Origin of the sequence: Clavibacter sp. A6099 (assembly GCF_021919125.1) — a bacterium.
Classification (GTDB): Bacteria; Actinomycetota; Actinomycetes; order Actinomycetales; family Microbacteriaceae; genus Clavibacter; species Clavibacter seminis.
On sequence record NZ_CP083439.1, the window covers coordinates 1,909,105 to 1,928,479 of the forward strand.

The following is a 19,375-nucleotide window of genomic DNA, read 5'->3' on the forward strand; positions in this document are numbered from 1 at the left end:
CCGGATCCGTCCGGCAGATCGAGGAGTTACATGTCGCCGGTGGATATCACCCCGGAATTCAATCCACTGCGGATCCCGTCAGACCGACGGCTGAACCGCATCGCGGGGCCGAGCAGCCTCATCATCTTCGGCGTGACGGGTGACCTGTCGCGCAAGAAGCTGATGCCGGCCGTCTACGACCTCGCCAACCGGGGGCTCCTGCCCCCCGGCTTCGCGCTCATCGGCTTCGCCCGGAGGGACTGGGAGGACCAGGACTTCGAGCAGGTCGTGTACGAGGCCGTCAAGCAGTACTCGCGCACCAAGTTCGACGAGGACGTCTGGCGCCAGCTGGCGCAGGGCATCCGCTTCGTGCAGGGCACCTTCGACGACGACGAGGCGTTCCAGACGCTGAAGGACATCACGGAGGAGCTCGACCGCGAGCGGGGCACGATGGGCAACCACGCGTTCTACCTGTCGATCCCGCCGAAGTCCTTCCCGCTGGTCACCGAGCAGCTCCGCCGCTCGGGCCTGGCGGATCAGAAGGAGGGCCACTGGCGCCGCGTCGTCATCGAGAAGCCCTTCGGGAGCGACCTCACGACGGCGCGCGAGCTCAACGCCGTCGTCGAGTCGGTCTTCCCGCCGGACTCGGTGTTCCGCATCGACCACTACCTGGGCAAGGAGACGGTCCAGAACATCCTGGCGCTGCGCTTCGCGAACCAGCTCTACGAGCCCCTGTGGAACGCCAACTACGTGGACCACGTGCAGATCACCATGGCCGAGGACATCGGCGTGGGCGGCCGGGCCGGCTACTACGACGGCATCGGCGCGGCGCGCGACGTGATCCAGAACCACCTCCTGCAGCTCCTCGCCCTCACGGCCATGGAGGAGCCCGTCGCGTTCGACGCGTCGAGCCTCCGGGACGAGAAGGAGAAGGTGCTGTCCGCGGTGCGCCTGCCGAAGGACCTCTCCACGGCCACGGCACGCGGGCAGTACGCCGGCGGCTGGCAGGGCGGCGAGGAGGTCGTGGGCTTCCTCGACGAGGACGGCATGGACCCCGAGTCCCTGACCGAGACCTACGCGGCCATGCGGCTCGACATCAACACGCGTCGCTGGTCGGGCGTCCCGTTCTACCTGCGGGCGGGAAAGCGCCTCGGCCGCCGCGTGACGGAGATCGCCGTCGTGTTCAAGCGCGCGCCGCAGAACCTGTTCGCGGAGGACCAGACGTCGGCCCTCGGGCAGAACGCTCTCGTCATCCGGGTGCAGCCCGACGAGGGCGTCACCATCCGCTTCGGCTCCAAGGTGCCGGGCGCGGGGATGCAGGTGCGCGACGTCACCATGGACTTCGGCTACGGCCACGCCTTCACCGAGGCGAGCCCGGAGGCGTACGAGCGGCTCATCCTCGATGTGCTGCTCGGCGACCCGCCGCTCTTCCCCCGCCACCAGGAGGTCGAGCTGAGCTGGAAGATCCTGGACCCCATCGAAGAATTCTGGCGCACGCAGGGCCAGCCCGAGCAGTACCGTCCGGGCACCTGGGGGCCGGCCTCGGCCGACGAGCTCCTCGCCCGCGACGGACGGACCTGGAGGCGGCCATGAGAGTCGATCTGCCGAACACCACCACCGCCAAGATCTCGAAGGCGCTCGTCAAGATCCGCGAGGAGGGCGGCGCCGTCGCCCTCGGCCGCGTCCTGACGCTCGTGATCTCCACCTCGCTCGGCAGCGAGGAGGAGGCCATCGAGGCGGCGAACGACGCCTCGCGCGAGCACCCGATGCGCGTCATCGTGATCTCCACCGAGCGCGGTGCCGCCGCCGAGACGACCACCGAGAAGGCGCGCGTCGACGCCGAGATCCGCGTGGGCGGCGACGCCGGCGCGAGCGAGGTCGTCGTGCTGCGCGTCTACGGCGCGGCCGCCGAGGACGAGGAGAGCCTGGTCACGGGCCTCCTCCTCCCCGACGCGCCCGTCGTGGCCTGGTGGCCGCACGATGCTCCCGCGGTCGTCAGCCAGTCGCCGCTCGGCCGCATCGCGCAGCGCCGCATCACGGACTCGTCCACGAGCAGCAACCCGCGCCTGGCCCTGCAGCACCTCGCGGCGACGTACGCCCCGGGCGACACGGACTTCGCCTGGACGCGCCTCACGCTCTGGCGCGCGCTGCTCGCCGCGGTGCTCGACCAGCCGCCGTACGAGCCCGTCACGCAGGTGGAGGTGTCCGGCGCCGCCGACTCCCCCAGCACCGTGCTGCTCGCCGCGTGGCTCGGTCTGCAGCTGCAGGTGCCCGTGCTCCACGAGGTCACGACGCGTGCCACCGGCTCGAGCGGGATCCACGGCGTGCGGCTCCACCGCGCGTCGGGCGTCATCGACCTCGACCGGCCGATCGCCAACGTGGCGACGCTGAAGCAGCCGAACCAGCCGACGCACGATGTGAGCCTGCCCCGGCGCAGCCTCCGCGACTGCCTGGCCGAGGAGCTGCGGCGCCTCGACCCGGACGCGCTCTACGGCGACGTGATCCGCCACGGTCTCGAGCGCTCGAACGCCGGCCACGGGTACATCCCCGCGTCCACCACCGCACGGAAGGACTCGGGAGACCGATGACGAACGACCGCAGGGTGCTCGTGCACCCCGACAAGAAGGCCATGACCGGCTCGGTCGCCGCGCGCTTCCTCACGAAGCTCGTCGACATCCTGGACGAGGAGGAGACCGCAAACGTCGTCCTCACCGGGGGGACGGTCGGCCCGAGCATCCTCGCGGCCGTCAACGAGTCCGCGGCGCGCGACAGCGTCGACTGGACCCGCGTGCACTTCTGGTTCGGCGACGAGCGGTGGCTGCCCCAGGGCGACCCCGAGCGCAACGACACCACGGTGCGCGCGGCCCTGCTCGATCACATCGAGCTGCCCGCGGAGAACGTCCACGCCATGGGCGCGAGCGATGCGGGCCTGAGCCTCGACGAGGCCGTCGCCGCGTACACGGCGGAGCTCGCCGCGCACGCCAACGGCGACACCGCGCTCCCCCGGTTCGACATCACGTTCCTCGGCGTCGGTCCGGACGGGCACGTGGCGTCGCTCTTCCCCGACAGCGACGGCATCCGCACCATGGACGCCGCCGTGATCCCCGTGCGCAACTCGCCGAAGCCGCCGGCCGAGCGCATCTCGCTCACCCTGCCCGTGCTGAACTCGTCGCTGCGCATCTGGATGGTCCTCGCGGGTCCCGACAAGGCGTTCGCGCTCGGTCTGGCTCTCGCGGGCGCCGACCGGACCGAGGTGCCCGTCGCGGGCATCAAGGGCCGCAAGCGCACGGTGTTCTTCATCGATCGCGAGGCCGCCGCCGACGTCCCGGAGAACCTCCGGCTGTCGTCGTACTGATGCGGTAGCCGGCGCGAACCGGCGCTCGACACGACGGGCGGGTCCTCCGGGGCCCGCCCTTCGTCGTCCCCGCGGGGAAGCGCCTCGGCTGTGGACGCGCAGGCGTCGATGGCGGCACCCGCCGGGCTTCCCGGAGACGCAGAACGCCCCCGTCCTCGGACGGGGGCGTTCGACGTTCGGATGAGGTCGGGGCTACTTCGTGGCCTTGACCGTGCCGCGGCGGGCGCGGAGCTGCTCCAGCGCCTCCTCGAGGAGCTGGCTCGCCTCCTCCTCGCTGCGACGCTCCTTCACGTACGCGAGGTGCGTCTTGTACGGCTCGAGCTTCGCGACGGACGGCGGGTTCGCCTTGTCGCGCCCGGCCGGCAGACCCGACTGGGGCGAGTCGATCGTGACGGGGATCTCCTCCTCCGGCAGGTTCGCCGCGAAGTGCCGGACGGTCTCGTTGCCGAGGGCGTCCCAGTACGAGATCGAGATGCGCTCCGCGTGGAAGCCGCGGTCCTGCTCGCCCATGGGGCCCGCGCCGACGCGCGAACCGCGGATGGCGCTTCCTCCTGATGCCATGTGGCTGCTCCCTACAATCCGGTGTCGAACTTGGTGATGAGCCCCAGGACCACGATGCACGTGACCCAGATGAGGCCGAGGATGACGGTGATGCGGTTCAGGTTCCGCTCGGCCACGCCGGACGAGCCGAGGCTCGACGTCGTGCCGCCCCCGAACATGTCGGACAGACCGCCGCCCCGCCCCTTGTGCAGGAGGATGAGCATGGTCAGCAGGAGGCTGGTGATTCCCAGAACCACCTGCAGGACTACCTGGAGGATTTCCACGTGCGGCCTTTCGGGTGCGTGGTGCTGTGGCCGAGACCGACCGGTGAACGGCCGATGGGCCGTTGTCGATTATAGCGGGCGGCTGAGTGCGACGAGCCGCCCGCGCCCGGATGGACGCGAGCGGCTCGAGGGTATTGGCGGATCAGACGCCGACGTGCGAGCGGAATCGCGCGATCGCGGAGAACTCCTGCACGTCGAGGCTCGCGCCGCCGACGAGGGCTCCGTCGACGTCCGGCTCGCGGAGGAAGCCCGCGATGTTGCCGGACTTGACCGAGCCGCCGTAGAGGATGCGCGTGGCCTTCGCGGCCTCGTCGCCCAGGAGCTCGGCGACGACCGCGCGGAGCGGGGCCGCGACCTGCTGCGCCTGCTCCGGCGTCGCGGCCTGGCCGGATCCGATCGCCCAGACAGGCTCGTAGGCGACGACCACGTCGGCGCCCTTCGGCAGGCCCTGGAGCGCGACGCGCAGCTGGGCCACGGGGACGGCGCTGGCGCCGTGCTCCTCGAGGTCCGCCGCGGTCTCGCCCACGCAGATCACCGGGACGATGCCGTGCTTCACCGCGGCAGCCGACTTCGCGGCCACCTGCTCGTCGGTCTCGCCGTGCAGCGTGCGCCGCTCGGAGTGCCCGACGATCACGTAGCGGCAGGCGAGCTGCGCCAGGAACGCCGCGGAGATCTCCCCCGTGTACGCGCCCGACTCCTGCTCGGAGACGTCCTGAGCGCCGTAGGCCAGCTCGAGCTTGTCGGCCGAGACGAGCGTCTGAACGCTGCGGATGTCGGTGGCCGGCGGGAACACCGCGACCTCCGCCTCCGCGTAGTCGTGCTTGGCGTCCTTGAGGCTCCACGCGAGCTTCTGGACGAACGCGATGGCCTGGAGGTGGTCCAGGTTCATCTTCCAGTTGCCCGCGATGAGGGGCGTGCGCCCCTGCGGGCGATCGGTCACTGCCATCCGAGGACCTCCAGTCCCGGCAGGCGCTTCCCCTCGAGGAACTCGAGGCTCGCGCCGCCTCCGGTCGAGATGTGACCGAAGCGGTCATCATCGAATCCGAGCGCGCGGACGGCCGCAGCGCTGTCGCCGCCGCCGACCACGGAGAGCCCCTCGACGCGTGTGAGCGCATCGGCGACCGTCTTCGTGCCGGCCGCGAACGGCTCCAGCTCGAAGACGCCCATGGGCCCGTTCCAGAACACCGTGGTCGATCCGCGGATGATCGTCGCGAACGCGTCGGCGGTCTCGGGGCCGATGTCGAGCCCGAGCCCCTTGGCGCCCGCCGGCGTGCCCTCGATGGCGTCGGCGCGCGTCACCTCGTGGGCGGCGTCGGCGGAGAACCCGTCGGCGACGACCACGTCGGTGGGGAGCACGATCTTCACGCCGCGCTCCTCGGCCTCGGCCAGGTAGCCCCTGACGGTCTCGACCTGGTCCTCCTCGAGGAGGCTCGCGCCCACCTCGTGACCCTGGGCCTTGAGGAACGTGAAGAGCATCCCGCCGCCGATGAGCAGCGAGTCGACGTGCGGCAGCAGGTGTCCGATCACGCCGAGCTTGTCCGACACCTTGGATCCGCCGAGGACGACCGTGTACGGCCGCTCCGGGTTCTCCGTCAGGCGGTCGAGGACCGTGAGCTCGCTCGCGATGAGCGAGCCGGCGGCGCTGGGGAGCACCGACGCGAGCTCGAACACGCTGGCCTGCTTGCGGTGCACGACGCCGAAGCCGTCGGACACGAACACGTCCCCGAGCTCGGCGAGCGACTCCGCGAACCCGCGGCGCACCGTCTCGTCCTTGCTCGTCTCCTCCGCGTGGAAGCGGAGGTTCTCGAGCACGACGACGTCGCCGTCGCCGAGGGCCTCGACGGCCTCGCGTGCGGAGTCGCCCACGGTGTCGGTGGCGAAGGCCACGTCCGTGCCGAGCAGCTCGCCGAGGCGGGACGCCACGGGACGCAGGCTGTACTTCTCATCCGGCGTGCCGTCGGGACGGCCGAGGTGCGAGATCACGACGACGCGGGCACCGGCCTCGCGGAGACCCGTGAGGGTCCCCAGCGAGGCGCGGATGCGCCCGTCGTCACCGATGACGCCGTCCTTCAGCGGGACGTTGAGGTCGCAGCGCACGATGACGCGGCGGCCCCGGAGATCCCCGAGGGAGTCGATGGTGCGGAGTGCCACGGCCGGTTACAGGCGATCGGCGACGTACTCGGTGAGGTCGACGAGGCGGTTGGAGTAGCCCCACTCGTTGTCGTACCACGACGCGACCTTGACCTGGTTGCCGATGACCTTCGTGAGGCCGGCGTCGAAGATCGAGGAGTGCGGGTCGTTGACGATGTCGCTCGAGACGATGGGGTCCTCGGTGTACTTGAGGATGCCCTTGAGGGGGCCGTCGGCCGCTGCCTTGTACGCGGCGTTGACCTGCTCGACCGTGACGTTCGCCGAGGTCTCGATGGTGAGGTCGGTGATCGAGCCGGTGGGCACGGGCACGCGGAGCGCGTAGCCGTCGAGCTTGCCGACGAGCTCGGGGATCACGAGGCCGAGCGCCTTCGCGGCACCCGTCGACGTGGGGATGATGTTGACCGCGGCGGCGCGCGCGCGACGCAGGTCGCTGTGCGGGCCGTCCTGCAGGTTCTGGTCCGCCGTGTAGGCGTGGACCGTCGTCATGAGGCCGCGCTCGATGCCGAACTCGTCGAGGAAGACCTTGGCGAGGGGCGCGAGGCAGTTCGTGGTGCAGGACGCGTTGGAGATGACGTCGTGCGTGGCGGGGTCGTAGGTGCCCTCGTTGACGCCGAGGACCAGGGTCGCGACGTTGTCGCCCGTGGCGGGCGCGGAGACGAGGACCTTCTTGGCGCCGGCGGTGATGTGCTTGCGCGCGTCCTCCGCCTTCGTGAAGCGGCCGGTGGACTCGATGACGATCTCGACGCCCAGCTCGCCCCAGGGGAGGTTCGCGGGGTCGCGCTCCTCGAGCACTCGGATGGCCTTGCCGTTGACGACGATGTTGTCGCCGTCGAGCTCGACGGTGGCGTCGAGGCGGCCCGTGATGGAGTCGTACTTGAGCAGGTGCGCGAGCGCCTTGTTGTCGGTGAGGTCGTTCACCGCGACGATCTCGATGTCGCTGCCCTTGGCGAGCGCGGCGCGGAAGTAGTTGCGGCCGATGCGGCCGAAGCCGTTGATGCCGATCTTGACGGTCACGTGTTCTCCTGATGTTCTGCGCGCTCGGGGGCGGCGGTGGGTGATGGAGGTTCTGGGTGCGCGGGAGTCCTGGCGTGCGGGATCCGCGGGCGGCCGGGGTCTCCCCGCCGGCCGCCCGCGGATGCGGCTACGAGAGGAGGAAGAGGCCCTGCGTCTTCGTGCGGGCGGCGTCGAAGCGCGCCTGCACGTCGGCCCAGTTGACGATGTTCCAGAACGCCTTCACGTAGTCGGCCTTGACGTTGACGTAGTCGAGGTAGAAGGCGTGCTCCCACATGTCGAGCAGCAGGATCGGGACGGTCGCCGCGGCGAGGTTGCCCTGGTGGTCGTACAGCTGCTCGATGATGAGCTTCTGGCCGAGCGAGTCCCACGCGAGGATGCTCCAGCCCGAGCCCTGGATGCCGAGGGCGGAGGCCGTGAAGTGGGCCTGGAACTTGTCGTACGAGCCGAAGAACTCGTCGATGGCCGCGGCGAGCTCGCCGGTGGGCTTGTCGCCGCCGTCGGGGCTGAGGTTGTTCCAGAACACCGTGTGGTTGACGTGGCCCGCGAGGTTGAACGCGAGGTCCTTCTGCAGCTTGTTGACGAAGGTCAGGTCGCCGGCGTCGCGCGCCTCCTGCAGCTTGACGAGGGCGGTGTTCGCGCCGTCGACGTAGGTCTTGTGGTGCTTGTCGTGGTGCAGCTCCATGATGCGGCCGCTGATGCTCGGCTCGAGCGCCGAGTAGTCGTACGGGAGGTCGACGAGAGTGTAGTCAGCCATAGGTGTATCTCCTCTTCATTGCCCGGGGGCTCCCGGCCAGAGGCCGGGGGTGGGTGACGGATCGAGTCTAGTCCGGCGGCCCTCCGCGCCACCTGGCCGGATGACGCCCGGCGTCGGGCGGATCACCGGCCGTGGCGGCGCGCGCGACGCCCGTGGACGCGACGCGGATCAGACGTCGTCGAGGTCGGCGGGGAGGTTGGCGTCGGTGCCGGGGAGGCCCTCGTCGACGGCCTTCTTGTCGGCCATGGCCAGGAGACGGCGGATGCGTCCCGCGACGGCGTCCTTCGTCATCGGCGGATCGGCGTGGTGGCCCAGCTCGTCGAGGCTGGAGTCGCGGAAGCGCAGGCGGAGGTCGCCCGCGTACTTGAGGTGCTCGGGGATGTCCGGGCCGAGGATCTCCATGGCGCGCTCGACGCGCGCGCACGCCGCGACGGCGGCCTGGGCGGAGCGGCGGAGGTTGGCGTCGTCGAAGTTGACGAGGCGGTTGGCGGTGGCCCGCACCTCGCGGCGCTGGCGCATCTCCTCCCAGTTGACGACCGTGCCCTGCGCGCCCATGACGCGGAGCATCTGCCCGATGGCATCGCCGTCGCGGATGACGACGCGGTGGACGCCGCGCACCTCGCGCGCCTTGGCGCTGACGTCGAGGCGGCCGGCGGCGCCGACGAGCGCCATCGCGGCCTCGTTTCCGGGGCAGGTGACCTCGAGGGCGGCCGAGCGGCCGGGATCCGTCAGCGTGCCCGCGGCGAGGAACGCCCCGCGCCAGACGGCGGCGATCTCCTCGCGCGAACCCGTCGTGAGGCGGTTCGGCAGGCCGCGGATGGGGCGGCGGCGGGCGTCGAGCAGGCCGGTCTGGCGGGCGAGCGTCTCGCCGCCCTCCATCACCCGGACCAGATAGTGGGTGGCGCGGCGCATGCCGGACGCGGGGATGACGGAGATGTCGCTGCGCACCCCGTAGAGCTCGGCCAGGTCCTTGCGGACGCGACGGGCGAGGAGCGGGGTGTCGAGCTCGGACTCGACGGCGATGCGGTTCGAGATGAGGTGCAGCCCGCCCGAGAACCGCAGGATGGTCGCCAGCTCGGCGGCCCTCACCGTGGTCTTGCTGACCTCGACGCGTGACAGTTCTTCCTTGACGTCCGAGGTCAGAGGCAAATGCTTACTCCCTTGATGAGATGGGTGCCCTACTCCCGGCCGAGGTCGCGGTGCTTGGTGCTGACAGCGACGCCGGGAAGGGCGCGGAGGAGGCTGGAGAGCTCCTCGGAGACGGCGACCGAGCGGTGCTTGCCGCCGGTACAGCCGATAGCGATCGTAGCGTGTCTCTTGTTCTCCCGCTGGTACCCCGCGAGCACCGGCGCGAGGGCCCGGGCGTACGCGTGGACGAACTCCTCCGCGCCCTCCTGGCCCAGCACGTAGTCGCTGACCGCCTTGTCACGACCCGTGAGCGGGCGGAGCTCCGGGGTCCAGAACGGGTTGGGCAGGAAGCGCATGTCGGCCACCATGTCGGCGTCCGCCGGGGTCCCGTACTTGAACCCGAAGCTCATCACGGTGACGCGCACGCCGGCGTCGTCCGCGCCGCTGAACTGCTCGGTGATGGTGGTGGCGAGCTGGTGGATGTTCAGCTCGGAGGTGTCGATGACGAGGTCGCTCGCCTCGCGGATCTCGATCATCCGCGCCCGTTCGGCCGCGATGCCGTCGAGCAGCGTGCCGTTGCCCTGGAGCGGATGCGGGCGGCGCACCTGCTCGAAGCGACGGACGAGCGCGGCGTCGGTGGCCTCGAGGAACAGGACGCGCAGGCGCGGCCCGGTGCCGAAGGTCTGGAGGATGTCGCGCAGCTCGGAGAAGAAGTCGCCGCCGCGGACGTCGACCACGGCCGCGATCTTCGGCAGCGACGTGCCCGCGCGGCCGGCCAGCTCCACGAGCGGCTTGAGCATCTGCGGCGGGAGGTTGTCGACCACGTACCAGCCCAGGTCCTCGAGCGCGTTGCCGACGGTGGAGCGGCCCGCGCCGGACATCCCCGTCACGATCATGACGTCCTGCTGGGGGATCTCCACGCTCATGCGGGCATGCACCTCTCGTCGCGCTGTCGGTGGATCCAGTCTAGGTGCGACCCGCGACATGCGATCGGGCGGTGGTCACGAGCGGAGCCGCTCGTAGACGGCCTGCGCGAGCGTCGGCCCGATGGTGCGGACGGCCGCGATCTCCTCGACCTCCGCCTGCTTGAGCTTGGCCACGGACCCGAACTGCTGCAGCAGCCGCTGCACGCGCGACGGCCCGAGCCCCGGGATCTCGTTGAGCACCGACGTGATGTCGCGCTTCCGGCGGGCCCGCTGGTGCGTGATGGCGAACCGGTGGGCCTCGTCGCGGATGCGCTGGATGAGGAAGAGCGCGTCGCTGTTGCGCGGCAGGATGACGGGGTAGTCGGAGTCCGGCAGCCAGATCTCCTCGAGCCGCTTGGCGATGCCGGCCAGCTGGATCCCCGTCACGCCCGACTCCTGGAGCGCGCGCTGCGCGGCGGCGACCTGCGGCTGACCACCGTCGACGATGAGCAGGTTGGGGCTGTACGAGAACCTGTTCACGGGCGGCGCCTCGCCGAGCTCGGGCGGCGCGGCGTCGGCGGGGACCTCCGCCTCCTTGCCGAGGTAGGCGAGCCGGCGCGTGATGACCTGGTGGATCGACTCGGTGTCGTCCGTGGAGTCGGCGATGTTGAAGCGGCGGTACTGGTCCTTGCGCGGCAGGCCGTCCTCGAAGACGACCATGGACGCGACGATGTTGGTGCCGCTCAGGTGCGAGACGTCGTAGCACTCCATGCGCAGCGGGGCGTCCGGCATGCCGAGCGCCTCCTGGATGTCGGCCAGCGCCTTCGACCGGGTGGTGAAGTCGGAGCTGCGGCGCGTCTTGTAGAGCATGAGCGCGTTCTGCGCGTTGGTGGCGGCGGTGTGAGCGAGCGCCGCCTTGTCGCCCCGCTGCGCGACCCGGAGGTCGACCTGCCAGGAGCTCGGGCGGCCGCGGCGCACGGTGCCGTCGTCCTCCCCCGCCGCCCGGCGCTGGCTGAGCCAGAGCTCGAGCTCCGCGGCGTCCGCGGGCAGCTCGGGGACGAGGACCTCCCGCGGAGGGTGCGCCTCGTCCTCGTAGGCGTTGTGGAGCACGGTCTCGACGAGGTCGCCGATGCCGATGTCGAGCTCCTTGTCCACCACCCAGGTGCGCGTGCCGCGGATGCGCCCGCCGCGGACCATGAACTGCTGCACCGCTGCGGCCAGCTCGTCGGCCGCGATGCCGAAGACGTCCGCGTCGACCCGGTCGTCGAATACGACGGCGGTCTTGGAGAGGGCGGCCTCGAGCGCGCCGATGTCGTCGCGGTGGCGGGCGGCGGCCTCGTAGTCCATCTCCGCGGCGGCGTCCTTCATGCGCTGCGTGAGCTGGCCCACGTACTTCGAGTCGTTGCCGGCCATGAAGCTCACGAAGTCGTCCGCGATCTCGCGGTGCTCCTCGTCTGAGACGCGCCCGACGCACGGCGCGGCGCAGCGGCCGATGTCGCCGAGCAGGCACGGCCGGTTCGTCTGGCGGGCGCGCTTGAACGTGCTCTCGGAGCAGGACCGCATCGGGAACACCTTCAGCAGGTGGTCGACCGTCTCGCGGATGGCCCAGACCTTGGTGTACGGGCCGAAGTACTTGGCGCCGCGGATCTTCCGGTTGCGCGTGACCATGACCCGCGGGTAGTCCTCGCCGAGCGTGACGGCGAGGTAGGGGTACGACTTGTCGTCCCGGAACTTGACGTTGAAGGGCGGGTCGAACTCCTTGATCCACGTGAACTCGAGCTGGAGCGCCTCGAACTCGCTGCCGACCACGGTCCACTCGACGCCTGCCGCCGACGTGACCATCCGGCGCGTGCGCTCGTGCAGGCTCTCCAGCGGCGCGAAGTAGTTCGCGAGCCGCGCGCGGAGGTTGTTGGCCTTGCCCACGTAGAGCACGCGGTCCGCGGCGTCGCGGAAGCGGTACACGCCCGGCGACGTGGGGATCTCCCCCGCCGCCGGGCGGTAGCCGACGGTGTCGGTGCGGGCCATCAGCCGGCCGCGCGCTCCTCGCGCGCGCGCTGGGAGGCGACCGCGGAGGCCGCGGCCTCGGCGTCGAGGACCTCCTTGAGGAAGCCGCCCGTGTAGCTCTCCGGCACGGTGGCCAGGTGCTCCGGCGTGCCCGTGGCGAGCACCGTGCCGCCGCCCGCGCCACCCTCTGGACCCATGTCGATGAGCCAGTCGGCGGACTTGATGACGTCGAGGTTGTGCTCGATGACGATGACGGTGTTGCCCTTGTCGACCAGCCCGTTCAGCACGAGGAGGAGCTTCCGCACGTCCTCGAAGTGGAGGCCCGTGGTCGGCTCGTCGAGCACGTAGATGCTCCGGCCGTTCGACCGGCGCTGCAGCTCGGTGGACAGCTTGACGCGCTGCGCCTCGCCGCCGGAGAGCGTCGTGGCGCTCTGGCCGAGCCGCACGTAGCCGAGGCCGACGTCGACCAGCGTCTTCATGAAGCGGTGGATGGCCTGGATGGGCTCGAAGAACTCCGCGGCCTCGCTGATGGACATGTCGAGCACCTCGGCGATGCTCTTGCCCTTGTAGTGGACGCTGAGGGTGTCGCGGTTGTACCGCGCTCCCCCGCAGACCTCGCACGCCACGTACACGTCGGGCAGGAAGTTCATCTCGATCTTGATGGTGCCGTCGCCCGAGCACGCCTCGCAGCGGCCGCCCTTGACGTTGAAGCTGAAGCGGCCGGGGAGGTACCCGCGGGCCTTGGCCTCGGTCGTCTCGGCGAAGAGGTTGCGGATGCGGTCGAACACGCCCGTGTAGGTGGCCGGGTTCGAGCGCGGGGTGCGGCCGATGGGGTTCTGGTCGACGTGCACGACCTTGTCGAGGTTCTCCAGCCCGGTGACGCGGGAGTGCTTGCCCGGGACCTTGCGGGCGCCGTTGAGCTCGTTGGCCAGCACGCGGTAGAGGATGTCGTTCACGAGCGACGACTTGCCGGATCCGCTGACGCCCGTGACGGCCGTGAGCGTGCCGAGCGGGAACGTCGCGGTCACGTTCTGCAGGTTGTTGGCGCGCGCGCCGACGACCTGGATCTGCCGCTTCCTGTCGATCTTGCGGCGCTTCGCGGGCGTCGCGATGGCGCGGCGACCGGCGAGGTAGTCGCCCGTGAGCGACTCGCGGTTCTCGATGAGGCCCTCGTAGGAGCCCGAGTGGACGACCTTGCCGCCGTTGACGCCGGCGCCTGGCCCGATGTCGACGATCCAGTCGGCGGTGCGGATGGTGTCCTCGTCGTGCTCGACGACGATGAGCGTGTTGCCGAGGTCGCGCAGCTTGACGAGCGTCTCGATGAGGCGCCGGTTGTCGCGCTGGTGCAGGCCGATGGACGGCTCGTCCAGCACGTAGAGGACGCCCGTGAGCCCCGAGCCGATCTGCGTGGCCAGGCGGATGCGCTGCGCCTCGCCGCCGGAGAGGGAGGCCGCCGCACGCGCGAGGTTGAGGTAGTTCAGGCCGACCTCGATGAGGAACTCGAGGCGCACGCGGATCTCCCGCAGCACCTGCGCGGCGATGTGCGCCTCGCGGTCGGTGAGCTCGAGCTGGGCCATGAACTCCTGCGCGTCCGAGAGGCTCATCTCCGCGACGTCGGCGATGTTCGCGCCGTGCACGAGGACCGCGAGGACCTCGGGCTTCAGGCGCTTGCCGTCGCAGACCGGGCAGGGGATCTCGCGGAGGTACTCGCCCCAGCGCGCACGCTGGTTGTCGGTCTCCGCCTGCGCGAACTGGCGCTCGATGTAGGGCATGACGCCCTCGAAGCCCGACGAGTAGGTCATCTCGCGTCCGTAGCGGTTCTTCCACTTGACCTGGACCTCGAAGTCGTTCCCCCGGAGGACCGCCTCGCGTACCTCCTCCGACAGCTTCCGCCAGGGCGTCGTGAGGGAGAACTTGAGGTCGCGCGCGAGGCCAGCCAGCAGCTTCTCGTAGTACTGGAAGAGGCCCTTGCCCTGCGTGGTCCACGGCAGGATGACGCCGTCGGCGATGCTCAGCGACTCGTCGCCGATGAGCAGCTCCTGGTCCACCGACATGCGCGTCCCGAGACCCGAGCACTCCGGGCAGGCGCCGAAGGGCGCGTTGAACGAGAAGGTGCGCGGCTCGATCTCGGTGAGCTGGATCGGGTGGTTGTTCGGGCAGGACAGCTTCTCGGAGTACGTCCGCAGGCCTCCGGGGCCGTCGACGTCGACGAAGTCGATCATCACGATGCCGTCGGTGAGCCGGAGCGCGGTCTCGAGCGAGTCCGTCAGGCGTCCGAGGATGTCGTCGCTCGCGACCAGGCGGTCGACGACAACCGAGATGTCGTGCTTGTACTGCTTCTTGAGCTTGGGCGGCGAGCTGAGCTGGATGAGCTCGCCGTCGACGATGGCCCGCGAGTAGCCGCCCGACGCGAGCTCCGCGAAGAGGTCGACGAATTCGCCCTTCTTCTGCGACACGATGGGGCTGACGACCTGGTACCTGGTGCCGGTCTCGAGCTCCATGAGCTGGTCGGCGATCTGCTGCACGGTCTGGCGCGAGATGCGCTCGCCGCAGACGGGGCAGTGCGCGACGCCGATGCGCGCCCACAGCAGGCGCATGTAGTCGAAGATCTCGGTGATGGTGCCCACCGTGGAGCGCGGGTTGCGGTTCGTGGACTTCTGGTCGATGGAGACCGCGGGGCTCAGGCCCTCGATGAAGTCGACGTCGGGCCGGTCCACCTGCCCGAGGAACTGGCGCGCGTACGCGGACAGCGACTCCACGTAGCGGCGCTGGCCCTCGGCGAAGATCGTGTCGAACGCGAGGGACGACTTGCCCGAACCCGACAGACCCGTGAAGACGACGAGCGAATCGCGCGGGATGTCGAGGTCGACGTCCCGGAGGTTGTGGACGCGGGCGCCGCGCACGCTGAGGAGGGAGGAGGACTCGACGGGGGAGATTGACACCTGTCCATCGTATGCGTCGCCACCGACAGCGGCCGCGGCCCGGGCGCGCGAGCGACGGCCGTCCGCCGCGCGCCCCTCGGCATCAGGAAAGGTGACCGGCCTTCTCCATCTGCCGGAGCTCGCGCTTCAGGTCGCCCAGCTCGTCGCGGAGCCGCGCGGCCAGCTCGAACTTGAGCTCGCCCGCGGCCTGGAGCATCTGGTCGTTGAGGTCGGAGATGATCGTCTCCAGCTCGTTCGCGCCCGCGGCCGCCTTGCCCTCGCGCCGGAGGTTCGGGGTGGGCGAGCGCTTGCCGCCGCCGCGCCCCTCGAGCATCTTCTTCGTGTCCTCGCCCTCGCGCGCCAGGATCTCGGTGATGTCGGCGATGCGCTTCCGCAGCGGGGTCGGGTCGATCCCGTGCTCCGTGTTGTAGGCGACCTGCTTCTCGCGCCGGCGGTCGGTCTCCTCGATGGCGCGCTTCATGCTGTCCGTGAGCACGTCCGCGTACATGTGCACCTCGCCGGACACGTTGCGCGCTGCGCGCCCGATGGTCTGGATGAGCGACGTGGAAGAGCGGAGGAAGCCCTCCTTGTCGGCGTCGAGGATCGCGACGAGCGAGACCTCCGGGAGGTCGAGGCCCTCGCGCAGCAGGTTGATGCCCACGAGCACGTCGTACACGCCGGCCCGCAGCTCGCTGAGGAGCTCGACGCGGCGCAGGGTGTCCACGTCGGAGTGGAGGTAGCGCACGCGCACGCCCGCCTCGGCGAAGTAGTCGGTGAGCTCCTCCGCCATCTTCTTCGTGAGCGTGGTGACGAGGATGCGCTCGTCCTTCTCCACGCGGATGCGGATCTGCTCCAGCAGGTCGTCGATCTGGCCCTTGGTGGGCTTGACGACGATGGCCGGGTCGATGAGGCCGGTGGGTCGGATGATCTGCTCCACCACGCCGTCGCCCATGCCGAGCTCGTACTTGCCGGGCGTCGCCGACATGTACACGGTCTGCGGCACGCGTTCCGTGAACTCGTTCCACTTGAGCGGCCGGTTGTCGAGCGCGCTCGGCAGGCGGAAGCCGTGCTCGACGAGCGTGCGCTTGCGCGAGGAGTCGCCCTCGAACATGGCGCCGATCTGCGGCACGGTGACGTGCGACTCGTCGATGACGACGAGGAAGTCGTCCGGGAAGTAATCGAGGAGGCAGTGCGGGGCCTCCCCCGCGTCCCGTCCGTCGATGTGCCGCGAGTAGTTCTCGATGCCCGAGCAGAAGCCGATCTGCTGCATCATCTCGATGTCGAAGTTGGTGCGCATGCGGAGGCGCTGCGCCTCGAGCAGCTTGCCCTCGCGCTCCAGCACCGTGAGCCGCTCCTCGAGCTCCTGCTGGATCGTGCCGATGGCGCGCCGCATGACCTCGGTCTCCGCCACGTAGTGCGAGCCCGGGAAGACGGACACGGAGTCCATCTTGCGGACCACGTCGCCCGTGAGCGGGTGCAGCTGGTATAGCGCCTCGATCTCGTCGCCGAACATCTCGATGCGGATGGCCAGCTCCTCGTACATCGGGATGATCTCGATGGTGTCGCCGCGCACGCGGAAGTTGCCGCGCGAGAAGTCGACGTCGTTGCGCTGGTACTGCATGGACACGAACTTGCGGATGAGGGTGTCCCGGTTGATCTGCATCCCCACCTGGAGCGCCACCATGGCGTTCATGTACTGCTCGGGCTGGCCGAGGCCGTAGATGCACGACACCGTGCTGACCACGACGACGTCGCGGCGGCTGAGCAGCGAGTTGGTCGTGGAGTGGCGGAGGCGCTCGACCTCGGCGTTGACCGACGAGTCCTTCTCGATGAAGGTGTCCGTCTGCGGGACGTAGGCTTCGGGCTGGTAGTAGTCGTAGTAGGAGACGAAGTACTCGACCGCGTTGTCCGGCATGAGCTCGCGGAACTCGGTGGCGAGCTGGGCGGCCAGCGTCTTGTTGTGGGCGAGGATCAGCGTGGGTCGCTGGACCTGCTCGATGAGCCAGGCGGCCGTGGCCGACTTTCCCGTCCCGGTGGCGCCGAGGAGCACGACGTCGGGCTCTCCGGCGTTGACACGACCCGCCAGCTCGGCGATGGCCGTGGGCTGGTCGCCGCTCGGGGAGTAGTCGCTGACGACCTTGAACGGGCGCACGGAACGGGTGGGCTGCATGTGATCAGCCTACGAGCGGCCACCGACAGCGCCGGACAGGTTCGCCCAGAGCCGATCCGTCTGCGCGAGCGTCGACGCCAGCGAGTTGCCGGAGTCGACGACCTCGTCGGCGACGGCCAGGCGCTGCTCGTCGGTGGCCTGCGATGCGATGCGGCGCTCGGCCTCCTCGGGCGACATCCCGCGGAGCTCGACGAGGCGGCGGATCCGCTCCTCGCGCGGCGCGTGGATCACGATGATGCGGTCGAACTCGTCGACGCGGCCGGACTCCACGAGGAGCGGGATGTCGTAGACGATGACCGCGTCGGCGTCCGCCTCCCCCGCCGCGGACATGCGCGCGGCGGACAGCGCGCGCACGGCGGGGTGCGTGATCGCCTCGAGGTCGCGTCGCGCGTCCGGGTCCTGGAACACGATCGCGCCGAGCGCGGGCCGGTCGAGGGACCCGTCCGCGGCGATCACGCCGGGGCCGAAGCGCCGGGCGATCTCCGCGAGGGCCGGGGTGCCCGGCTCCACGACCTCGCGGGCCAGCCGGTCGGCGTCGATGCGCACGGCCCCGAGCTCCGCCAGGCGGTCGGCCACCACCGTCTTGCCCGCGGCGATGCCGCCCGTCAGTCCGATCACCTGCATGGATCCAGCCTAGGCGGGCCGATCGACCGGGGACGACGGAGGCCGCCCTCCCCGGAGGGAGAGCGGCCTCGTGATCGTGCGGTGGTGCTACTTCGAGCTGGACAGCTTCTCGCGCAGGGCGGCGAGGCTCTCGTCGTCCGCCAGCGTGCCGGCGCCCGTCGAGTCGCTCGTGAAGCCGGGGCCGGCGGACGTGATGCCCGTGTCGGCCGCCTCGGCCTCGGCTGCTGCCGCGACCTGCTTCTTGTGGGCCTCCCAGCGGGCCTGGGCTGCGGCGTACTGCTGCTCCCAGGTCTCGCGCTGCGACTCGAAGCCTTCCTTCCACTCGTTGGTCTCCGGGTCGAAGCCCTCGGGGTACTTGTAGTTCCCCTGGTCGTCGTACTCGGTGAGCATGCCGTAGAGGGCGGGGTCGAACTCGGTGCCCTCGGGGTCGACGCCGTCGTTGGCCTGCTTGAGGCTCAGCGAGATGCGACGACGCTCGAGGTCGATGTCGATGACCTTGACGAACACCTCGTCGCCGACGGACACGACCTGCTCGGCGAGCTCGACGTGCTTGCCGGAGAGCTCCGAGATGTGCACGAGGCCCTCGATGCCCTCGGCCACGCGGACGAACGCACCGAACGGCACCAGCTTGGTGACCTTCCCGGGCGCGACCTGGCCGATGGCGTGCGTGCGGGCGAAGACCTGCCACGGGTCCTCCTGCGTCGCCTTGAGCGACAGCGAGACGCGCTCGCGGTCCAGGTCGACCTCGAGGATCTCGACGGTCACCTCCTGGCCCACCTCGACGACCTCGCTGGCGTGCTCGATGTGCTTCCAGCTGAGCTCGGAGACGTGCACGAGGCCGTCGACGCCGCCCAGGTCCACGAACGCGCCGAAGTTGACGATCGAGGAGACCACGCCCTTGCGGACCTGGCCCTTCTGGAGGTTGTTGAGGAACGTGCTGCGGCTCTCGGACTGCGTCTGCTCGAGGAGGGCACGGCGCGACAGGACCACGTTGTTGCGGTTCTTGTCGAGCTCGAGGATCTTCGCCTCGATCTCCTGGCCGAGGTACGGCGTGAGGTCGCGGACGCGGCGCAGCTCGATGAGCGAGGCCGGGAGGAAGCCGCGGAGGCCGATGTCCACGATGAGGCCGCCCTTGACGACCTCGATGACGGTGCCGGTGACGACGCCGTCGGACTCCTTGATCTTCTCCACGTCGCCCCACGCACGCTCGTACTGCGCGCGCTTCTTGGACAGGATCAGACGGCCTTCCTTGTCCTCCTTCTGGAGGACGAGGGCCTCGACGGTGTCGCCGACCTTGACGACCTCCGTGGGGTCGACGTCGTGCTTGATCGACAGCTCACGCGAGGGGATGACGCCCTCGGTCTTGTAGCCGACGTCGATCAGGACCTCGTCCCGATCGATCTTCACGACGGTGCCCTCGATGAGGTCTCCGTCGTTGAAGAACTTCAGTGTCTTCTCGACCGCGGCGAGGAAGTCCTCAGCAGATCCGATGTCGTTGATCGCGACCTGCTTGGGCGCCTTGTCGGTCGTTGCGATTGTCATGTAG

16 protein-coding genes are annotated in these 19,375 nt (G+C 70.0%); 3 read left to right on the top strand and 13 right to left on the bottom strand.

What is annotated here, in order from left to right:
- Positions 1–30: 30 nt before the first annotated feature.
- Genes zwf through pgl form a run of 3 tightly spaced genes read left to right on the top strand, consistent with a single transcriptional unit; the run spans position 31 to position 3,334 of the window.
- A complete protein-coding gene (gene zwf / locus KYT88_RS09030; RefSeq protein WP_012299309.1) occupies positions 31–1,572 on the top strand; it encodes a glucose-6-phosphate dehydrogenase in 1,542 nt (513 codons plus the stop codon).
- Positions 1,569–2,567 carry a glucose-6-phosphate dehydrogenase assembly protein OpcA gene (locus KYT88_RS09035; RefSeq protein ID WP_043586688.1) on the top strand — a complete coding sequence of 333 codons (999 nt, stop codon included), beginning with the start codon at positions 1,569–1,571 and terminating at the stop codon, positions 2,565–2,567. The genes zwf and KYT88_RS09035 overlap by 4 nt, the downstream gene beginning before the upstream one ends.
- Positions 2,564–3,334 carry a 6-phosphogluconolactonase gene (gene pgl / locus KYT88_RS09040; RefSeq protein WP_043586686.1) on the top strand — a complete coding sequence of 257 codons (771 nt, stop codon included), beginning with the start codon at positions 2,564–2,566 and terminating at the stop codon, positions 3,332–3,334. The genes KYT88_RS09035 and pgl overlap by 4 nt, the downstream gene beginning before the upstream one ends.
- A 192-nt stretch (positions 3,335–3,526) precedes the next feature.
- Here the strand turns inward: pgl and KYT88_RS09045 are convergent, their stop codons facing one another.
- From KYT88_RS09045 to rpsA, 13 genes are all read right to left on the bottom strand, one after another.
- On the bottom strand, positions 3,527–3,895 hold the full coding sequence (locus KYT88_RS09045; protein ID WP_012038428.1) for an RNA polymerase-binding protein RbpA: 369 nt from the start codon (positions 3,893–3,895) through the stop codon (positions 3,527–3,529).
- Between the two features lie 11 nt (positions 3,896–3,906).
- Positions 3,907–4,158: a preprotein translocase subunit SecG gene (gene secG, locus KYT88_RS09050; protein WP_012299313.1), complete on the bottom strand. Its 252-nt coding sequence runs from the start codon at positions 4,156–4,158 to the stop codon at positions 3,907–3,909.
- A gap of 142 nt (positions 4,159–4,300) precedes the next feature.
- Positions 4,301–5,104, bottom strand: coding sequence for a triose-phosphate isomerase (gene tpiA, locus KYT88_RS09055; RefSeq protein ID WP_043586680.1), 804 nt, complete (start codon positions 5,102–5,104; stop codon positions 4,301–4,303).
- Positions 5,095–6,309: a phosphoglycerate kinase gene (locus KYT88_RS09060; RefSeq protein WP_043586678.1), complete on the bottom strand. Its 1,215-nt coding sequence runs from the start codon at positions 6,307–6,309 to the stop codon at positions 5,095–5,097. The genes tpiA and KYT88_RS09060 overlap by 10 nt, the downstream gene beginning before the upstream one ends.
- A 6-nt stretch (positions 6,310–6,315) precedes the next feature.
- A complete protein-coding gene (gene gap / locus KYT88_RS09065; protein WP_012038432.1) occupies positions 6,316–7,323 on the bottom strand; it encodes a type I glyceraldehyde-3-phosphate dehydrogenase in 1,008 nt (335 codons plus the stop codon).
- Positions 7,324–7,450: 127 nt separating this feature from the next.
- Positions 7,451–8,077 (bottom strand): superoxide dismutase, encoded by a 627-nt coding sequence (locus KYT88_RS09070; protein WP_012038433.1) that lies wholly within the window; start codon positions 8,075–8,077, stop codon positions 7,451–7,453.
- A 168-nt stretch (positions 8,078–8,245) separates the two neighbouring features.
- Entirely contained in the window at positions 8,246–9,226 is a 981-nt protein-coding gene (gene whiA / locus KYT88_RS09075) for a DNA-binding protein WhiA (RefSeq protein WP_012038434.1), read from the bottom strand.
- Positions 9,227–9,255: 29 nt separating this feature from the next.
- Positions 9,256–10,131: an RNase adapter RapZ gene (gene rapZ / locus KYT88_RS09080; protein ID WP_012038435.1), complete on the bottom strand. Its 876-nt coding sequence runs from the start codon at positions 10,129–10,131 to the stop codon at positions 9,256–9,258.
- 75 nt (positions 10,132–10,206) lie between these two features.
- Complete coding sequence (gene uvrC, locus KYT88_RS09085) at positions 10,207–12,135, bottom strand: excinuclease ABC subunit UvrC (protein ID WP_043586674.1); 1,929 nt, start codon at positions 12,133–12,135, stop codon at positions 10,207–10,209.
- Positions 12,135–15,056, bottom strand: coding sequence for an excinuclease ABC subunit UvrA (uvrA, locus tag KYT88_RS09090; protein WP_043586673.1), 2,922 nt, complete (start codon positions 15,054–15,056; stop codon positions 12,135–12,137). Before uvrA ends, uvrC begins: the two co-directional genes overlap by 1 nt.
- A gap of 82 nt (positions 15,057–15,138) precedes the next feature.
- Positions 15,139–17,205 carry an excinuclease ABC subunit UvrB gene (gene uvrB, locus KYT88_RS09095; RefSeq protein ID WP_043586665.1) on the bottom strand — a complete coding sequence of 689 codons (2,067 nt, stop codon included), beginning with the start codon at positions 17,203–17,205 and terminating at the stop codon, positions 15,139–15,141.
- A gap of 9 nt (positions 17,206–17,214) precedes the next feature.
- Positions 17,215–17,829, bottom strand: coding sequence for a dephospho-CoA kinase (gene coaE, locus KYT88_RS09100; RefSeq protein WP_043586662.1), 615 nt, complete (start codon positions 17,827–17,829; stop codon positions 17,215–17,217).
- Positions 17,830–17,916: 87 nt separating this feature from the next.
- Entirely contained in the window at positions 17,917–19,371 is a 1,455-nt protein-coding gene (gene rpsA / locus KYT88_RS09105; protein ID WP_012038440.1) for a 30S ribosomal protein S1, read from the bottom strand.
- Positions 19,372–19,375: the final 4 nt, after the last annotated feature.

Excerpts from the sequence above, each read along its gene's own strand:
- uvrB (WP_043586665.1), bottom strand. The coding sequence starts at position 17,205 with ATGCAGCCCACCCGTTCCGTGCGCCCGTTCAAGGTCGTCAGCGACTAC.
- tpiA (WP_043586680.1), bottom strand. The coding sequence starts at position 5,104 with ATGGCAGTGACCGATCGCCCGCAGGGGCGCACGCCCCTCATCGCGGGC.
- pgl (WP_043586686.1), top strand. The coding sequence starts at position 2,564 with ATGACGAACGACCGCAGGGTGCTCGTGCACCCCGACAAGAAGGCCATG.
- uvrC (WP_043586674.1), bottom strand. The coding sequence starts at position 12,135 with ATGGCCCGCACCGACACCGTCGGCTACCGCCCGGCGGCGGGGGAGATC.
- KYT88_RS09035 (WP_043586688.1), top strand. The coding sequence starts at position 1,569 with ATGAGAGTCGATCTGCCGAACACCACCACCGCCAAGATCTCGAAGGCG.
- KYT88_RS09070 (WP_012038433.1), bottom strand. The coding sequence starts at position 8,077 with ATGGCTGACTACACTCTCGTCGACCTCCCGTACGACTACTCGGCGCTC.
- KYT88_RS09045 (WP_012038428.1), bottom strand. The coding sequence starts at position 3,895 with ATGGCATCAGGAGGAAGCGCCATCCGCGGTTCGCGCGTCGGCGCGGGC.
- rapZ (WP_012038435.1), bottom strand. The coding sequence starts at position 10,131 with ATGAGCGTGGAGATCCCCCAGCAGGACGTCATGATCGTGACGGGGATG.
- coaE (WP_043586662.1), bottom strand. The coding sequence starts at position 17,829 with ATGCAGGTGATCGGACTGACGGGCGGCATCGCCGCGGGCAAGACGGTG.
- zwf (WP_012299309.1), top strand. The coding sequence starts at position 31 with ATGTCGCCGGTGGATATCACCCCGGAATTCAATCCACTGCGGATCCCG.
- rpsA (WP_012038440.1), bottom strand. The coding sequence starts at position 19,371 with ATGACAATCGCAACGACCGACAAGGCGCCCAAGCAGGTCGCGATCAAC.